Origin of the sequence: Haloarcula marismortui ATCC 43049 (assembly GCF_000011085.1) — an archaeon.
Taxonomy (GTDB): Archaea; Halobacteriota; Halobacteria; order Halobacteriales; family Haloarculaceae; genus Haloarcula; species Haloarcula marismortui.
Map to the genome: position 1 here is coordinate 393,537 of NC_006396.1, position 16,981 is coordinate 410,517.

Annotated in this window: 13 protein-coding genes; 7 read left to right on the top strand and 6 right to left on the bottom strand. The window is 62.3% G+C overall.

Translation table 11 applies throughout. The features are described 5' to 3' along the window. The first annotated feature begins 36 nt into the window (after positions 1-36). The 3 genes from RR_RS05995 to RR_RS06005 all read left to right on the top strand — a co-directional run bounded on the left by RR_RS05995 (position 37) and on the right by RR_RS06005 (position 2,676). The gene (locus RR_RS05995) at positions 37-1,404 is read left to right on the top strand and encodes a phosphopentomutase/phosphoglucosamine mutase (protein WP_011223030.1); all 1,368 of its coding nucleotides are present in this window, start codon (positions 37-39) and stop codon (positions 1,402-1,404) included. A 64-nt stretch (positions 1,405-1,468) separates the two neighbouring features. Beyond that, positions 1,469-1,855: a cytidine deaminase gene (gene cdd / locus RR_RS06000; protein WP_004962275.1), complete on the top strand. Its 387-nt coding sequence runs from the start codon at positions 1,469-1,471 to the stop codon at positions 1,853-1,855. Next, positions 1,852-2,676 carry a nucleoside phosphorylase gene (locus RR_RS06005; RefSeq protein ID WP_011223031.1) on the top strand — a complete coding sequence of 275 codons (825 nt, stop codon included), beginning with the start codon at positions 1,852-1,854 and terminating at the stop codon, positions 2,674-2,676. The genes cdd and RR_RS06005 overlap by 4 nt, the downstream gene beginning before the upstream one ends. Before the next feature lie 264 nt (positions 2,677-2,940). Here RR_RS06005 and RR_RS06010 read toward each other — a convergent pair whose 3' ends face one another. Both RR_RS06010 and RR_RS06015 read right to left on the bottom strand, forming a co-directional pair. Next, the gene (locus RR_RS06010; protein WP_011223032.1) at positions 2,941-4,110 is read right to left on the bottom strand and encodes an NAD(P)/FAD-dependent oxidoreductase; all 1,170 of its coding nucleotides are present in this window, start codon (positions 4,108-4,110) and stop codon (positions 2,941-2,943) included. 144 nt (positions 4,111-4,254) lie between these two features. Further along, on the bottom strand, positions 4,255-4,788 hold the full coding sequence (locus RR_RS06015) for an Rrf2 family transcriptional regulator (RefSeq protein WP_004515710.1): 534 nt from the start codon (positions 4,786-4,788) through the stop codon (positions 4,255-4,257). Between the two features lie 110 nt (positions 4,789-4,898). Here RR_RS06015 and RR_RS06020 point away from each other — a divergent pair, with 110 nt between their 5' ends. Both RR_RS06020 and rocF read left to right on the top strand, forming a co-directional pair. Then, the gene (locus tag RR_RS06020) at positions 4,899-5,816 is read left to right on the top strand and encodes an NAD-dependent epimerase/dehydratase family protein (RefSeq protein ID WP_004962311.1); all 918 of its coding nucleotides are present in this window, start codon (positions 4,899-4,901) and stop codon (positions 5,814-5,816) included. Between the two features lie 63 nt (positions 5,817-5,879). Beyond that, complete coding sequence (rocF, locus tag RR_RS06025) at positions 5,880-6,794, top strand: arginase (RefSeq protein WP_004962314.1); 915 nt, start codon at positions 5,880-5,882, stop codon at positions 6,792-6,794. 219 nt (positions 6,795-7,013) lie between these two features. Here the strand turns inward: rocF and gyrA are convergent, their stop codons facing one another. Beyond that, complete coding sequence (gyrA, locus tag RR_RS06030; RefSeq protein WP_011223033.1) at positions 7,014-9,458, bottom strand: DNA gyrase subunit A; 2,445 nt, start codon at positions 9,456-9,458, stop codon at positions 7,014-7,016. Beyond that, a complete protein-coding gene (gene gyrB / locus RR_RS06035) occupies positions 9,455-11,383 on the bottom strand; it encodes a DNA topoisomerase (ATP-hydrolyzing) subunit B (protein WP_004962319.1) in 1,929 nt (642 codons plus the stop codon). Before gyrB ends, gyrA begins: the two co-directional genes overlap by 4 nt. 138 nt (positions 11,384-11,521) lie before the next feature. On the opposite strand from gyrB, the gene RR_RS06040 reads away from it, so the two are divergent. Then, positions 11,522-13,912, top strand: a complete 2,391-nt coding sequence (locus tag RR_RS06040; RefSeq protein WP_011223034.1) for a DNA topoisomerase VI subunit B — start codon at positions 11,522-11,524, stop codon at positions 13,910-13,912. A 1-nt stretch (position 13,913) separates the two neighbouring features. Then, positions 13,914-15,020: a DNA topoisomerase IV subunit A gene (locus RR_RS06045; RefSeq protein ID WP_004962323.1), complete on the top strand. Its 1,107-nt coding sequence runs from the start codon at positions 13,914-13,916 to the stop codon at positions 15,018-15,020. 26 nt (positions 15,021-15,046) lie between these two features. On the opposite strand, the gene RR_RS06050 is transcribed toward RR_RS06045, so the two are convergent. Further along, positions 15,047-16,330, bottom strand: coding sequence for a PQQ-binding-like beta-propeller repeat protein (locus tag RR_RS06050; protein WP_011223035.1), 1,284 nt, complete (start codon positions 16,328-16,330; stop codon positions 15,047-15,049). Positions 16,331-16,475: 145 nt separating this feature from the next. After that, positions 16,476-16,955, bottom strand: coding sequence for a hypothetical protein (locus RR_RS06055; protein ID WP_007187990.1), 480 nt, complete (start codon positions 16,953-16,955; stop codon positions 16,476-16,478). Positions 16,956-16,981 lie beyond the last annotated feature (26 nt).

Sequence of the window (16,981 nt, forward strand, 5' to 3'; positions counted from 1 at the left end):
CGAGAGAATTATACGGTCGGCTTCCGCATCGCCGGTATGGAACTGTTCGGGACCGCGGGAATCCGCGGTGATGTCGTATCGAAGGTGACGCCGGACCTTGCACTGCGAGTTGGACAGGCGACTGGCCGAGACGGCGAGACGTTCGTGCTGGGGTACGACGGGCGCGTAACCTCGCCAGCACTCGCTGATGCGATGGCCGCGGGACTGCAAAGCGCCGGCGCGCGCGTCGTCAGAATCGGCCGCGTACCGACGCCGACGCTGGCGTACGCCTCGCAGGGCCGACACGGCGTGATGATTACCGCAAGCCACAACCCACCGACCGACAACGGCATCAAGCTGTTTGCAGACGGCACCGAGTACGGCGACGACGACGAGACGCGCATCGAAGGGCGAATCGAGGGCGGTTCGACGCCGACAGCCTGGCGCGACTGGGGCGACACGGAGTCGGTCGACTACCTCGACGAGTATCGAGGCGCTGTCGCCGACTACGCCGAGTCGCTCGGTGGCGACCCGTCGAGGCTGACAGTCGCCGTTGACTGCGGGAACGGCATGGCCAGCGTGGCGACGCCGCAGGTCCTCCGAGAACTGGGTGCCGACGTGCTGGCGACGGAGGCGAACGTCGACGGAACCTTCCCCGGCCGTGAGAGCAAGCCGACGCCGGAGACACTGGCCGATTTCCGCGAGTTCGTCGCCGAATCCGACGCCGACTTCGGGTTCGGCCACGACGGCGACGCTGACCGTATCGTCGTCGTTGATGCCGACGGTGATGTCATCCACGAGGATACGATACTCGCGATGCTCGCCGAACACTACACGCGTACTGCGGACGTTTCGGACCCTGTGGTCGTAACGACGCCCAACGCCTCTGGCCGCATCGATGAACGGGTCGAAGCCGCCGGCGGCCGTGTCGAACGTATCCACCTCGGCTCGCTCCACGTCGGAATCGCCGACGTTCGCGCGGACGCGACCGACGAAACTGAGGTCGTCTTTGCCGCAGAACCCTGGAAGCATATCCACACCGCCTTCGGGGGCTGGATCGACGGCGTTGCTAGCGCAGCCGTGCTGACGCGCCTGTTCGCCGGAGAGAGTGTGGGCGACAGGCGGGCTGTCATCTCCGAGCGACCCTATGAGAAAGTAAGTGTGGAGTGCCCCGACGACGCCAAAGCCGAAACGATGGAGCGACTGGAATCCGACCTGCCGGACGCGTTCCCCGAGGCCGACGTCTCGACCGAGTACGGCGTCCGACTCTCCTTCGACGACGGGTCGTGGACGCTCGTCCGGCCGAGTGGCACCGAGCCGTACGTCCGGGTGTACGCAGAGAGCGACGACATCGACGCGCTGGTCGCGGACACCACACAGGCGGTCCGTGACGCCGTCGCGGTCGTCAGTGCCGCTGACGCCTGACGCCCGAGCACCGACTGCTACCGAGACCGATAGAATTTCTACACGGCCCTTCGACGCCCAGTGCATGGAGGACCTCCTCGACGCAGCGAGAGACGCCATTGACGAGGCGTACGCGCCGTACTCGGAGTACACGGTCGGCGCGGCGCTCGAAACGAGTGATGGAAGCGTCTACACCGGTTGTAACATCGAAAACGCCAACTACAGCAACAGCTTGCACGCCGAGGAAGTGGCCATCGGTGCGGCTGTCAGCGACGGGCACCGGTCGTTCGAACGCGTCGCTGTCACCTCTGGCAAGCGAGACGGCGTCACTCCCTGTGGGATGTGCCGCCAGACGTTTAGCGAGTTCTGTGACGAGTCGTTCGAAATCATCACTGACGGCGACGAGCCGACGGTGTACGAGCTCGGGGAGCTTCTGCCGACGACAATCACCAGCGACCATCTCGACAAATGACAAGCGATAGTGAAGATCCGAACGACGACGTACAGTACCATCTGGAAGTAGGCGAGGACGACGTGGCCGACAGCGTTCTGCTGCCGGGGAACCCGGAGCGTGTCGAAAAGGTCGTCGACTACTGGGACGACCACGACATCGTGGCCGAACACCGCGAGTACCGCACAGCAACGGGCAATCACGACGGCACGCCAATCTCCGTGACCTCAACCGGTATCGGCGGTCCGTCGGCCGCTATCGCGCTCGAAGAACTGGCCCGCGTCGGCGCTGACTCCTTTATTCGGGTCGGCTCTTGTGGCGCAATCCAGGAGGAAGCCAGCATCGGCGACCTCGTCATCACGACCGGCGCAGTACGACAGGAGGGGACCAGCAAGGAGTACGTCCGCGAGGACTATCCCGCCAGCGCCGACCATCGGATCGTTTCGGCGCTCGTCGCCGCCGCCGAGGAACTCGGCTACGACTACCACCTCGGCGTCACCTGCTCGACGGATAGTTTCTACGCCGGACAGTCACGCCCGGGGTTCGAGGACTTCGAGGCCAGCGGCAGCGACGAACGCATCGCGGCGCTTCAGGAGGCCGGCGTCCTCAACTTCGAAATGGAGGCCGCGACGATTCTCACGCTCGCGAACCTGTACGGCCTGCGGGCCGGCGCTGTCTGTACGGTGTACGCCAACCGCGTTACCGGCGAGTTCCGCACCGAAGGGGAGCGCAAAGCGGCCAAATGTGCCAGCCTCGCCGTTTCGTATCTGGCGGAGATGGACGCGGCTGTCGAGGAAGCTGACGCCGATGGGTGGCACGCCGGCCTGTCTATCGACCGCTAGGCTTCTCAACACCCGATAGCCGCGAGCGGCCGCTGTTGCAGTATAGAAGTAGTGCGGTAGCGGACGCTGTGCAGTCGCGGCGCGGTAACGGACGCCGTGTAGTCGCGGCGCGGTAGGAGACAGCATACCGCTCGCCAGTGGCGAGCGGTTTCACTTCTCGCGACCAGCGGGAGCGAGAAGGTCGTTTTTAGCGTAGATTTTTACGAACCCGCTCCCCGCAGCGCCGGAGGCGCGAGGAGAGGAGGTGACGTAAAAAGGTACTCGCTACATGTCAGGCCAAGCCTTGGCGGCCCGACCGACACCGGTCATGTCGTTGATCCAGCGGGCGGCAATCGCTTTCTTCAGCAGTTTCGCGGGCATCCCGCCAAACGTCTCGATAGGCATATTCACCACGTCGTGGGCGACGGCTTTCTCGCCGACCGAAACAACCGTCCCCTTGTCCTTGTGGGTCCACGTCTTCAGCGGCTGGCCGCGAACCGCACGAGCGAGGTTCTCACCGGCGACTTCGGCGGCCTGCCAGGCGGCCTGCGCGGTCGGCGGGGCGGGCTGGTCGCCCGGCTGGTCGATCAGCGCCGAGTCGCCGATTGCGAAGACGTGTTCGTCCTCGGTCTGGAAGTTCCCTTCGGCGTGGACGCGGTGGTTGCGCTCGTCCTTGTCCAGATCGACGTCTTGCATACAATCGCGGCCGGTGATGCCGCCCGTCCAGACCAGTACGTCGTAATCCAGTTCGTCCTCGTCGCCGATGTAGACCGTCTCCTCGTCGACTTCGCCGATGAACTCCCCGCACTTGATGTTCACGTCGGCGGCTTCCAGACGCTTGCGCAGGGCACCCTGCAGTTCCGGGTCGCTGTTGGGCAGGACCTGGTCGAGGCCTTCGACGAGGTGGATGTCGATTGGCGCGTTGTGTTCGTCGCGGAATTCGGCGACCTCGCCGGCGGTCTGAATGCCGGAGAGGCCAGCGCCGCCGATGACGACCTGTGCTGGGTCGTTTGTGGAGGCTTCGCGGGCCGCTTGCTGAACCTTGTCGTGGATTTCAAGCGCGTCGTCGAGGCTCTTGAGCGTCAGAGCGTGCTCTTTGAGGCCCTCGATGCCGAAGAAGGCCGTCTGGGAGCCCAGCCCAACGAGCAAGTAGTCGTACTCGACGGTGTCGGAGTCGGCGAGGTCTACTTCCTGAGCATCGGTGTCGATGCCGACGACCTCGTCCTGAATGAATGATGTCGACGGCTGCTTGATTTCGTGGACAGGGATGGCGATGTTCTCCTGCACGCTCGGGTCCCGGATGCAACGGTGGGACTCGTGCAAGACCAGATGATAGTCCGTCTCAGAAATCCAGGTGACATCAACGTCCGTCTGGCCATCTAACTCGTCCTCGAAACTCTTTATTGCCCCCGCGCCGGCGTACCCCGAACCGAGCACCACTACGTTCTCTGTCATATCGCAGACTCCGCAACCGACTGATACAAACCCTTTGAAATCCCTCTCAGCGGGGGAACAATTCCACAGCGCTGCTCATCGTCAGAGCGGTACGATGCGGCCCCGGTGACCGCAAAAAACAATTCAAAAGACCAGTGAGACGTACTAGTGTTCCGGCTCGCCCGCCGGTGCCCGCATATCATCGATAGCGAGAATGAGTTTGTTGTTGGTGTCGTCCTTGCCTTCGAGGGTCCCGATAATCTGGAGCTTCGACAGCGGTGTCGGTCCGACTGTCACCGAGTCGCCCTCGTGGAATTCGGACATCGTGCCCTGAAGCTGAATCTCGGCGCGGCACTCCTCGGGGTGGTGGACGCTGGTCAGGTCGATCTCCTCGACGTTTGAGTGTTCGACAAGCTCGCCGTTGTGGCGTAGCGGGACTTCGGCGGCCTGGTCCATGTCCTGAATCTGGAGCGCGTCGTAGGCGTTGGCGGTGGGCTTGTACCCACCTTTGGGGCCAGGGACGCCCTCGACCAGCTGCAGGGCTTTGAGGCTCTGCATCTGGTTTCGAATCGTGCCGGGGTTCCGGTCGACTTTCTCGGCAATGTCCTCGCCTTTGACAGCGCTTTCACTTTCCCGATAGAGATTTACCAGTTCCTGCAGAATGTTCTTTTGACTGGGTGTCAGTTCGATAGATGACATAATCTCTTGTTCGGTACAGCCGTCCTTAAATGCGACGGTAAACCGTCTGGAACCGTCTTAGAATCGCGGAAAACGTTAGTACTTTATTCCAGCGCTGACCTGACACAGATATGGAAAATCAGCGCGTTCTGGTGACTGGCGGTGGGGGGTTTATCGGGGCAAACCTCGCAAACAAACTGGCCGAGAACAACGATGTCGTCGCCCTGGATGACGGCTATCTTGGCACGCCTGAGAACGTATCAGAAGACGTAGAGTACGTCGAACAGAGTGTCCTCGACGACGACCTGCCGACTGACGTGGACGTGGTGTTTCACCTCGCGGCACTCTCCTCCTACGCGATGCACGAGGACAATCCGACCCACGGCGCTCGCGTGAACGTCGAGGGGTTCGTCAACACGGTCGAGCAGGCCCGGGACGACGGCTGTGACACCATCGTCTACGCCTCGACGTCCTCAATCTACGGCAGTCGGACCGAGCCCTCGCCGGAAGACATGGACGTGACGGTCAACACCGGCTACGAGGCCTCGAAGATGGCCCGGGAGACGTACGCGGAGTACTTCCAGAACCACTACGACCTTACGCTGGCCGGGATGCGCTTCTTTTCGGTGTATCAGGGCTACGGCGGCGCGGAGGAACACAAAGGCGAGTACGCTAACGTCATCGCCCAGTTCGCCGACGACCTTGCCAGCGGCGACGCGCCGAAGCTGTACGGCAACGGCGAGCAGACCCGCGATTTCACCCACGTCGACGACATCGTCCGCGGGCTCGTCCTGGCCGCCGAACACGAACTGAACGACGTGTACAACCTCGGTACCGGCGAGGCCTACGACTTCAACACCGTCGTGGAGATGCTGAACGACGAGCTCGGAACGGACATCGAGCCGGAGTACATCGAGAACCCGATCCCCGAGGACGTGTACGTCCACGACACCTGTGCCGACTTCTCGAAGATGCACGAGGCGACGGGCTGGGAACCGGAGACCAGCTTCGAAGAGGGCATCGAGCTGGTCTGTGCGCCGTATACGTAGGCGATAACTGACTGCCGTCGGCTCAACGCTGGGTCTTTATTCGCCGCCCGTGGAGGCGACAGTATGCAAGAACAGGTTCGTGTTCTCGGCGTGCCGATGGACCTCGGCGCTGACCGGCGCGGCGTCGACATGGGACCGTCAGCAATACGGTACGGCGGCCTCGCCGACCAGTTGTCGGATATTGGTATCGACTGCATCGACGGCGGCGACATCGCTGTGCCGCGACCGGAGGAGCGCGACCCCGATGCCGGTGGTCTGGACAGTGGGCGCGCGAAGTTCTTCAGAGAGACAAAAGAGGTCTGTGAGGACGTGACGACGGCGGTCGACGCGACCCTCCGGGAGGGACGGTTCCCGCTCGTTCTGGGTGGCGACCACTCTATCGGCATTGGAACCGTCGCCGGTGCAGCCCGCGAGGACGAAGAGCTGGGCGTCATCTGGTTCGACGCGCACGGCGATTTCAACACGCCGGCGACGACACCCAGCGGGAACATCCACGGGATGTCGCTGGCGGCTGTCCTCGGTCTCGGTGCGTTCTCCGACCATGCGTGGGCGCACACACCAGCGGTAAGCGAAGAAAACGTCGTCATCGTTGGGCTGCGAGACGTGGACGACGGGGAACGCCGGCTGATCGAAGAAAGCGATATCACGGCATACACGATGTCGGATATCGACGCCCGGAGCGCGCCGGCAGTCGTCGATGAGGCGCTGGATATCGCAACAGACGGGACGGACGGGATACACGTCTCGCTCGACCTCGACTGGCTCGACCCGACGGAGGCCCCCGGCGTCGGGACACCGGTTCGTGGCGGCGTCTCCTACCGCGAGGCCCACATCGCAATGGAGTACGTCGCCGAACAGCACGACCAGCTGCGCTCTATGGAACTGGTCGAAGTGAACCCGATTCTCGACGAACACAACCGCACTGCCGAACTGGCCTGTGAACTCGTCGCCAGTGCCTTCGGCAAGCGCGTACTGTAACTGTTTAGACGGCAAGAAGGCAATCCAAACCGCGCGACCGGGAATCGGGCCGTATTCGTCGGTGACGGCTGGCACGACTGTCACGCTCGCCACGCGATCGTCGTCTTCGAGTCCCATAATCGTCACCCCGCTTCCACGTTTTTCCCGCTCGGGTGGCCGGAGGCCACCACTCGCGGCAAAAACGTGGGCGAAAAAGGCCGCTCGCTTCGCTCGCGGCTGCTATTCAGTTTCTGCCGGCACAACTGTCACACTCGCCACGCGGTCATCCTCTTCGAGTCCCATAATCGTCACACCCTTTGTGTTCCGACCGACCTGGGACACGTCGCCGGCGCGGATGCGCATGATCTGGCCCTGTTCGGACATGATGACCAGATGGTCCTCGTCGGTGACGGCTTTGGCCGTCGACACGCGACCGTTGCGGTCGTCGGTCTTGATGTCGATGAGGCCCTTGCCGTAGCGTGACTGGGTGCGATACTCGTCGAGTTTGGTCCGCTTCCCGAAGCCGTGTTCCGTGACGGTCAACAGCGACCGGGGGTCGTCGTCGTCAGTGGCAACCATCGCCGCGACCTTATCATCGTCCTGCAGTTTGATGCCGTTGACACCGCGTGCGGAACGGCCCATCTCGCTGACTTCGCTCTCGCTGAAGCGGATGGTCATCCCCGCCTCCGTGGCGATGACGAGGTCGCCGGTGCCGTCGGTGACATCCACGTCGATGAGTTCGTCGCTGTCTTCGAGTTTGGCCGCGATGATACCCGTCGAGAGGATGTTCTCGAACTCAGAACAGCAGGTCCGCTTGACGTAGCCGTTCCGGGTCACCATCGTGATGCACTCGTCGTCGCCGAACTCGTCGGTCGAGACGACGGCGGTCAGTTCCTCGCCGTCGTCCAGGTCGATGAGGTTGATAGCGGACTTGCCCCGTGCGGTTCGGGACATTTCGGGGATCTCGTAGGTCTTGAGCCGGTAGACCTGTCCCTGATTGGTGAAACAGAGCAGGTAGTCGTGGCTGTTGGCCCGGAACACCTTCGAGACGCGGTCGTTCTCCTTGGGGTCGGCCCCGATGATTCCCTTGCCGCCGCGGTTCTGGGGATCGAAGTTCTCGACCGGCATCCGCTTGATGTAGTCGTCCTCGGTGATGACGACGACGCAGTCTTCTTCAGGGATGAGGTCCTCGTGAGTGACCTGCCCCTCGTCCTCGATGATGCTTGTCCGGCGGTCGTCGTCGTAGTCGTCCTTGACTTCCTGAAGTTCGTCGGCGATGACGCTGTCGAGCTTTTCGCGGCTGTTGAGGACGGATTCGAGGTAGTCAATAGTGTTCTGCACGTCCTCGTACTCGTCTTCGATTTCGGCCGCTTCCATCGAGGTGAGCGAACCGAGTTGCATCCGGACGATGTGGGCGGCCTGCTCCTCGGAGAAATCAAAGGACTCCTGCAGCCCGGTGCGAGCGGCGTCGCGGTCTTCCCTGTTACGGATAAGCTCAACTACGTCCTCGACGTTTTCGAGTGCCTTCAGCCGACCTTCGAGGATGTGGGCACGGTCCTCGGCTTCGGCGAGGTCGTACTCGGAGCGTCGGCGGACGACCTCGCGGCGGTGGTCGATGTAGTGCTGGAGGCTCTCTTTCAGCGAGAGGACCTTGGGCTGGCCATCGACCAGCGCGAGGTTGATCACGCCGAACGTGGATTCGAGGTGATGGTCGAGCAGTCGGTTTTCGACCACGTCGATGTTTGCCCCGCGCTTGAGTTCGACGACGATACGGACGCCGTTGCGGTCGGACTCGTCGCGGAGGTCCGAGATCCCCTCGATTTTCCCCTCGTTCACGTCGTCGGCGATACGCTCGACGACGCGGGCCTTGTTCTCTTGATAGGGGAGTTCGCTGATGACGATTCGCCCCTCTTCGGGGTCGACTTCGTATTCGGCGCGGACCCGTAAGCGGCCTCGACCGGTCGCATACGCCGAGTAGATGGCGTCGCGGCCGACGATGTTGCCGCCGGTCGGGAAGTCCGGCCCCTTGATGTGCTCCATCAGGTCCTCAACCGTACAGTCGGGGTTTCCGAGCAGGTGGACCGTCGCGTCGACCAGCTCGCCGAGGTTGTGCGGCGGGATGTTGGTCGACATGCCGACAGCAATCCCGGACGACCCGTTCAACAGGAGGTTCGGGACCTTCGACGGCAGCACGTCGGGTTCCTGCAGGCGGTCGTCGTAGTTACTGGAGAAGTCGACGGTGTCTTTCTCGATATCTTTGAGCAGTTCCTCGGCAAGGGGGTCCATCCGGGCCTCTGTGTATCGCATGGCGGCCGCGGGGTCGCCGTCCATCGAGCCGAAGTTCCCCTGTCCGTCTATCAGCGGATACCGCATCGAGAAGTCCTGTGCCATCCGGACGAGCGTGTCGTAGATGGCTGAGCCGCCGTGTGGGTGGTAATCACCCATGGTGTCGCCGACAATCGAGGAGGACTTCCGGTGGGCGGTGTTCGAGGAGACGCCCATCTCGTGCATCGCATAGAGGATGCGTCGATGAACGGGTTTGAGACCGTCCCGAACGTCCGGGAGCGCCCGACCCGCGATGACCGACATCGCGTAGTCGATGTAGGACTGCTCCATCTCGTCCTCGATGCGGACGTGCTCGATCCGCTCTGCCGGGGCGTTGGCGTCGTTAGCGTCAGAACTCATATATCGACCCACTCCGCTTCAGGCGAGTGCTCCTTGATAAACTCCTTGCGCGGTTCGACGGCGTCGCCCATCAGGATATTGAACATCTTGTCGGCGGCCGCGGCGTCCTCGATGGTGATCTGTTTGAGAATCCGGTTGTCGGGGTTCATCGTCGTCTCCCAGAGCTGTTCGGGGTTCATCTCACCGAGGCCCTTGAACCGCTGGACATGGGTGGGGTTGCCGTCACACTTCTCTTCGATGATCTGGTCGCGCTCCGCGTCCGTCATCGCGTCGTAGGTGTTACCGCGGTAGCGAATCCGGTACAGCGGCGGCTGGGAGGCGTAGACGTAGCCGGCTTCCAGTAACGGCTTCATGTGCCGGTAGAACAGCGTCAGCAGGAGCGTCCGGATGTGTGCCCCATCGACATCTGCGTCGGTCATCAGGATGATCTTCTCGTACCGCAGGTCCTCAATGTCGAATTCGTCGCCGATACCGGTCCCCAGCGCGGTGATGAGGTTCCGGATTTCGTTGTTCTCCAGAATCCGGTCCAGACGGTGTTTCTCGACGTTCAGGATCTTCCCTTTGATGGGGAGGATCGCCTGGAAATCCGGGTTGCGGCCCTGTTTGGCGCTGCCGCCCGCGGAGTCACCCTCGGCGATGAACAGTTCGGCTTCCTCGGGGTCCCGGGTCTGGCAGTCGGCCAGCTTTCCGGGCAGTGCGGTCGAGTCGAGTGCCGACTTCCGCCGGGTGAGCTCTTCGGCCTTCTGTGCGGCCTTCCGCGCCTTTGCGGCCTCAACGGCCTTCCCGACGATAGCTTCGGCCGTGTCGGGGTTCTCCTCGAAGAAAGTCGCCAGTCCGTCGTGCATCGCCGATTCGACGATGCCACGGACCTCGCTGTTTCCGAGTTTTGTCTTGGTTTGGCCCTCAAACTGTGGGTCGGGATGTTTGACAGAAATGACGGCCGTCAGTCCTTCCCGGATGTCGTCGCCTTTGAGTGTATCGTCCAGATCTTTCAGCAGATTATTGTCGGTCGCATAGTCGTTAATGACCCGTGTGAGTGATGTCTTGAATCCTGTGAGGTGTGTCCCGCCCTCGCGTGTGTTGATGTTATTTGCGAAGGCGTGGATCGAGCCCTGCAGGTCGTCGGTCCCCTGCATGGCAATCTCGACCTGTACCGGCCCCTCCGCGATCTCTTCTTCGTCCTCGAAGTAGATGATATCCCGGTGGAGCGGGTCCTTGGTCTCGTTCAGGTACTCGACGAACTCGCGGATGCCGCCGTCGTAAGCAAACGTCTCAGTTTCGCCGTCGCGCTCATCGTCGATAGAGATGGCGACACCGGAGTTGAGGAAGGCGAGTTCACGCAGTCGGGACGATAGCGTCGAGAACTTGAACTCGCCGGTCTCGAAGATCTCGTCGTCAGGCCAGAACCGGACCGTGGTCCCCGTCTCTTCGTCGGGCTTGAGGTCGCGGACCTTCTTCAGGTCGTACTCCGGTTTGCCGTGGTCGAAGCGCTGCTTCCAGAGCGCGCCGTCGCGCCTGACTTCGACTTCGAGCCACTTCGAAAGCGCATTAACCACGCTCACCCCGACCCCGTGGAGTCCGCCGGAGACCTGGTAGGACTTGTTGTCGAATTTGCCACCCGCGTGGAGGATCGTCATCACGACCTCGACGGCCGGGCGGCCGTGCTCTTCGTGGGTATCGACGGGGATTCCCCGGCCGTCGTCGCTGACAGAGACGGAGCCGTCGTCGTGAATCGTTACGTCGATGTTGTCACAGTAGCCGGCGAGCGCCTCGTCGATCGCGTTGTCGACCACCTCGTAGACAAGATGGTGGAGGCCACGAGCGTCCGTCGACCCGATATACATCGCGGGTCGCTTCTGGACGGCTTCCAGCCCTTCAAGGGTCTGGATCGACTTTGCGCCGTACTCATCAGACTCTCCTGACATAGGAACTTACCAGTCCTAATAGAGGGGGACGTATAAAGCTCCCGCACGCGCGCGGGACTGCGATTTTGAAGCGAAGGTTTACTTTCACTCCGGTGGCGATTACCTTTTAACCCCGACGCGGGTACGTACCGCACGACAATGACCTCGTATCAGTCGCAACTCGGCGAGGGCGAGGGGATCGCCGAGGAGTTGGCCGAATCCCAGCGGGCCATCTCCATCGCCGAGTTCTTCGAGAAGAACAAGCATATGCTGGGCTTCGACTCGGAGGCCCGGGCGCTCGTTACGGCCGTCAAAGAAGCCGTCGACAACGCGCTCGACGCCTGCGAGGAAGCCGGTATTCTCCCCGATATCTACGTCGAGATTCAGGAGTCCGGGGACTACTACAAGCTGGTCGTTGAGGACAACGGCCCCGGGATTACGAAGGAACAAGCGCCGAAGATCTTCGGGAAGCTCCTCTACGGGTCCCGATTCCACGCCAGAGAGCAAAACCGCGGCCAGCAGGGGATCGGTATCTCCGCGGCCGTGCTCTACTCACAGCTGACTTCCGGCAAGCCCGCAAAAATAACGTCCCGGCCGAAGGGGCAGGACGAGGCGCAGTACTTCGAACTCATCGTCGACACGGACACTAACGAACCCGAGATTAGCGTCGACGAGACAACGACGTGGGAGCGACCCCACGGGACGCGAATCGAACTGGAGATGGAGGCCAACATGCGAGCCCGGTCGACGCTGCGGGACTACATTCAGGACACCGCTGTTGTCAACCCTCACGCCCGCGTCGAGTTCGACGAACCGGGGCTGGACGAGTCCCTGAAGTTCGAGCGGGCCGAGCGCGCGGAGCTCCCCGACGAGACCGAAGAGATCCGCCCGCACCCCCACGGCGTCGAGTTGGGGACGCTCCTGAAGATGCTCGAAGCGACAGATTCGTACTCCGTATCCGGCTTCATGCAGGAGGAGTTCACCCGCGTCGGCGGGAAGACCGCCGACAGCGTCATCGCGAACTTCAACGACCGGCACTACGGCCGCGGCATGGCCTGGCAGCCGCCGAAAGTCAACGAGGACGCCGATATCGAGCGCGCTGTCGAGGACGCCGTGGCGAACAAGGGCGCTGAAACCACTGCGACGTTCGCAGCCGCCGTCTCCGATGCTATCCACGACCGCGACCGGGTCGCGTACCACGAGGTCGAATCCATCGTCGATTCGGCGGCCGAAGACGCCGAAGCGGACGGCGACACGACGTTCGGCGCGACAGTTCGAGAAAACGCCGTCGACGCGGCCTGGAACGCCGTCAGCGACAACTTGTCGAGTGACCTCTACGCCCTCGTCGACGACGTGACGACGAAACGCAAGGACGACGCCGCAGTCGAGGGGCTGGCGAGCCGACTGGCCGACAAGTTCGACGACGACGGCCGCCACCGGCTGACCCGCGACGAACTCCGGGGCTACATCGACCGCGCGGCCGACATGACCGAGGAGCAAGACGACGCCACCTTCGGCGAGACGGCCCGTGAGAACGTGCTAGAGGCGCTCTGGACGGCCGCAGAGGGCGTCCGGGAGGAGCCGCCGAAGGTCTCCGACATCGCCGACGACCGCGATACGGCGAGTCAGTTGCTGTCGGCGATGCGCGAGACGGACATCATCGCGCCGCCGACGGACTGTCTCTCCCCCATCAGCGCGGAACTCGTCGAGGAAGGACTCCGGAAAGAGTTCGATGCGGACTTCTACGCCGCGTCGACGCGAGACGCGTCGGTCCACGGCGGCGACCCGTTCATCGTCGAGGCCGGTATCGCCTACGGCGGTGAACTCGAAAGCGAGGGGACAGTCGACGTGATGCGATTCGCCAACCGGGTCCCGCTGGTGTACCAGCGCGGGGCCTGTGCGACGACTGACGTTGTGAAGTCCATCCGCTGGCGCAACTACAACCTCGACCAGCCCGGCGGCTCGGGCATCCCGAAGGGGCCGGCCGTCATCATGGTCCACGTCGCCTCGACGAACGTGCCCTTCACCAGCGAGTCAAAGGACGCCATCGCCAACGTCCCCGAGATGGAAGACGAAATCGAACTCGCCATCCGGGAGGCTGCTCGCGAACTCAAGAGCTACCTGAACAAGCGTCGCTCGATGCAACAGCGCCGCGAGAAGCAGGACAAGCTGGCGACTATCCTGCCCGAGATGGCCGAAAAGCTCACCGAAGTCACGGACAACGACGAGCTACACATTGATGACTCGCTGGCCCGCATCATGAACAACGTCCTCGTCGAGCGCGAGGTCGAGGACGACACGGTCCGGGTCCGTATCGAGAACAACGACGACACGAACGCGGACGTGGAACTGACCGACATCGTCACCGCCGAACCGCAGGTCACCAACGGCGCGACGGTCGTCGAGATGGACGGCGAGTGGTTCGTCAAGTGGTCCCCGACTGTCGGGGCCGGTGAAACCGCCGTCCTCGAATACAGCGTGACCGACGAGGCCGAGTTCACCGTCTCGGTCGACGGCATCGAAGAGGAGAAACTCACGGTGAACGCCTGATATGAGCACCGACTCAGACACCACACCCGACACCGAGGAAGCGCGCGAGCAACTCATCGACCTCGCGGCGGACTTCTACGACCAGTTCGCCGACGGCGAGGTGCCGACGATGACCATCCCGACCCGGACCAAGTCCAACATCGTCTTCGACGAGGACGAGCAGGTCTGGGTGTACGGCGACCGGAACTCCACGCGGTCGGCCAAGACGATATCCGGGGCCGAGAAGATCCTGAAGGCCGTCTACACTATCGATTTCCTCTCCCAGCAACTAGAGGAGGACCGCTCATCGACCCTGCGTGAACTGTACTACCTCTCGGAGTCCTGGGACCTCGACGAGGCCCAGTTCAACACGCAAGACGAGTCGAACAACCTCATCGAAGATCTGGAAATCGTCTCCGATGTCAAGCGCGAGGACTTCCATATGCGTCCGGAGGAGTCTGGTGCGAAGGTGATGGGACCGCTGCTCCTCCGCGAGCAGACCAACCGCGGGGACCGCGAAATCCACTGTCAGGACGACGTGGGCCAGGGCGGTTACCAGATTCCGAACAATCCTGACACCATCGAGTTCCTCGACAACGACGCGAAGTTCGTCCTCTGCGTGGAGACTGGTGGCATGCGCGACCGACTCGTCGAGAACGGCTTCGACGACGAGTACGACGCGCTGGTGGTCCACCTCGGCGGTCAGCCCGCGCGGGCGACTCGGCGGCTCATCAAGCGCCTCCACGACGAACTCGACCTTCCGGTCACGGTATTCACTGACGGTGACCCGTGGTCGTACCGCATCTTCGGGTCGGTCTCCTACGGCTCCATCAAGAGCGCGCACCTCTCGGAGTATCTGGCGACGCCTGAAGCGCAGTTCATCGGCATCCGCCCGGAGGACATCGTCGAGTACGAACTGCCGACGGACCCCCTGTCGGACTCCGACGTCAACGCCTTAGAGAGCGAACTTGAGGACCCGCGTTTCCAGACTGACTTCTGGGAGGAGCAGATCGAACTCCAGCTTGATATCAACAAGAAAGCTGAGCAGCAGGCGCTCGCTTCTCGGGGGCTTGACTTCGTGACGGAGACGTACCTGCCCGAACGGCTGGACGAGATGGGCATACTGTAGGCACGGCATCGACAGAGCGTTCTCGATTATTCCAGCGCGTACACGGTATCGGCAGCGGCGACATAGGCCCCATTTTCGTCGACGGACAGATCGGTCAGATTGCTCCCGACATCGAACGCCCACCGTTTCGTTTCGGCCGTCGTATCGACCGCGAACTTGAATCGGTTCCGCGGGTCGCCGTCCGTCCACGAGTCCACGTACAGGGTGTCGGAAACGACCGCTGCCGGCACCACCCCTTCAACGTCTACGTTGGGCTCCCACGTCCATCTCTGTTCGCCGTCGCTACTGTCGTAGCTGCGTATCTTGTCACCGCCTGCATAGAGGACGCCGTTCTGAACCGGGGCTTGTTGGACGTAGCCCGACTGCTCCGCTTGCCACTGTTGCTCACCACTCTCGGGGTCGAGCGCAGTGACGTGTGTGCCACCGACGTAGAGCGTTCCATCGTGTAGCGTCGTCGATGTCACGAACCCGTCGTCGTAGCTCCAGATGGTCTCCCCAGTGTCGGAATCCACGCCGACTAGCGTACCGCGGGTCTCGTCCACGTCGGCGGCATAACAGAGCGTGTCGTCGTCGGCGACCATCGTCTGGGAGTAGTAGTCGGAAACGTCAGTGACCCATTGTTGCTCACCGCTTTCAGCGTCGTACGCATAGAACCGACCGTACGACGCCACGTATATCGCCCCGTTGCGCACCGCTCCCTCGTACTGGTCCCCGATTTCCCCGGACCATTGCACCGACCCGTCAGAAACAGCGAGCGCGTAGAGCGTCCGTCCCTGCTTCGACGGGGCGTCGGTGTTCGTCCCGACGTACACCATCTCATCGGTCGCGCCGAGCAACTCAAGCCACCACTCTCCGGGCGAGAACGTCCACTGCTTTGCACCGCTTTCGGCGTCGAGTGCCACGACGATGTGGTCCTCGTACAACCCTTCTTTCCCGCTTACGACGAAGACGGTGTTTCCGACGCATCTCGGCTGCGCGCGGATGGGGTCGCTCGCATCGTACATCCACTGTTGGCTCCCGTCAGCAGTTGCAAATGATTTGACCGTTCCCGACTCAGTCCCGACGTACAGACCGCTCCCCGTACTAATTGGCGGGGCAGTGATCGGTGAACCGAGTGATTGCTGCCAGGCGACGAACGGTTCCGTTTCCCTGCTCTGCTTGTGGGCGGCCGCCCCAGCCTCTAATTCTGGTGTCGTCTCAGTTCCAATCGGTGAAGTCTCTATGTACCCGTTCGAACCGAGACAGCCAGCGGACGCCAGTCCGAGGGTCGCCACACAGCCACGAAGGTATCGCCGACGGGAGGAGGGCATTAGGAGTCCATCTCCTATCACTCGGTAAATGTTTTCTGTCGAGTGGAAAACGGGAACAGTCGTGGTGAGACCAGTGCGCAATTAGTGTACTACCCGGAACGACTGACCGGCAAAACGAATCCGCGTTTGCTCGGTCGAGAATCCATCAGTCGTGATCGACTGACCGGTCTTGTGGCGGTAGTTTCAGCAGAGAGCGGACATGTCGCCGGAACCAGTTCCGTATGTTCGCACCGACCGGGGTGAACACCAGCGTCGCGGCGAGACAGATAGACACGAGTTGGACAGCAATCGTAACCCACGGTGTAAAGGTCGGAACGAAGACCGTAACGACCCCGACAGCCAAGACCAGATAGATACTCAGTTCCGCGACAAAATAGCCGAAACTGGCCCTGAGTGAGGGCTGAAAGCCGGCGGTCCAGAACGACACGACGACTATCGTTCCGAACAGCAGGCCGGCTCCCATCGTCGACAGCGGCAGTTCGGCCTGAATCGCATCGGCCACGGCAGAACCAAGGGACCACAGCGACGGCCCGACGAGGAGCCAGACGAGCAGTAGGTGACCGAACGAGGGCGTTCGTTCGGCTGGGGAACGTGTTTCCCCTGTTCGGTCACTGGCGCGTTCCATGTCGGTGGTGTTCTGCTGAATCCTTC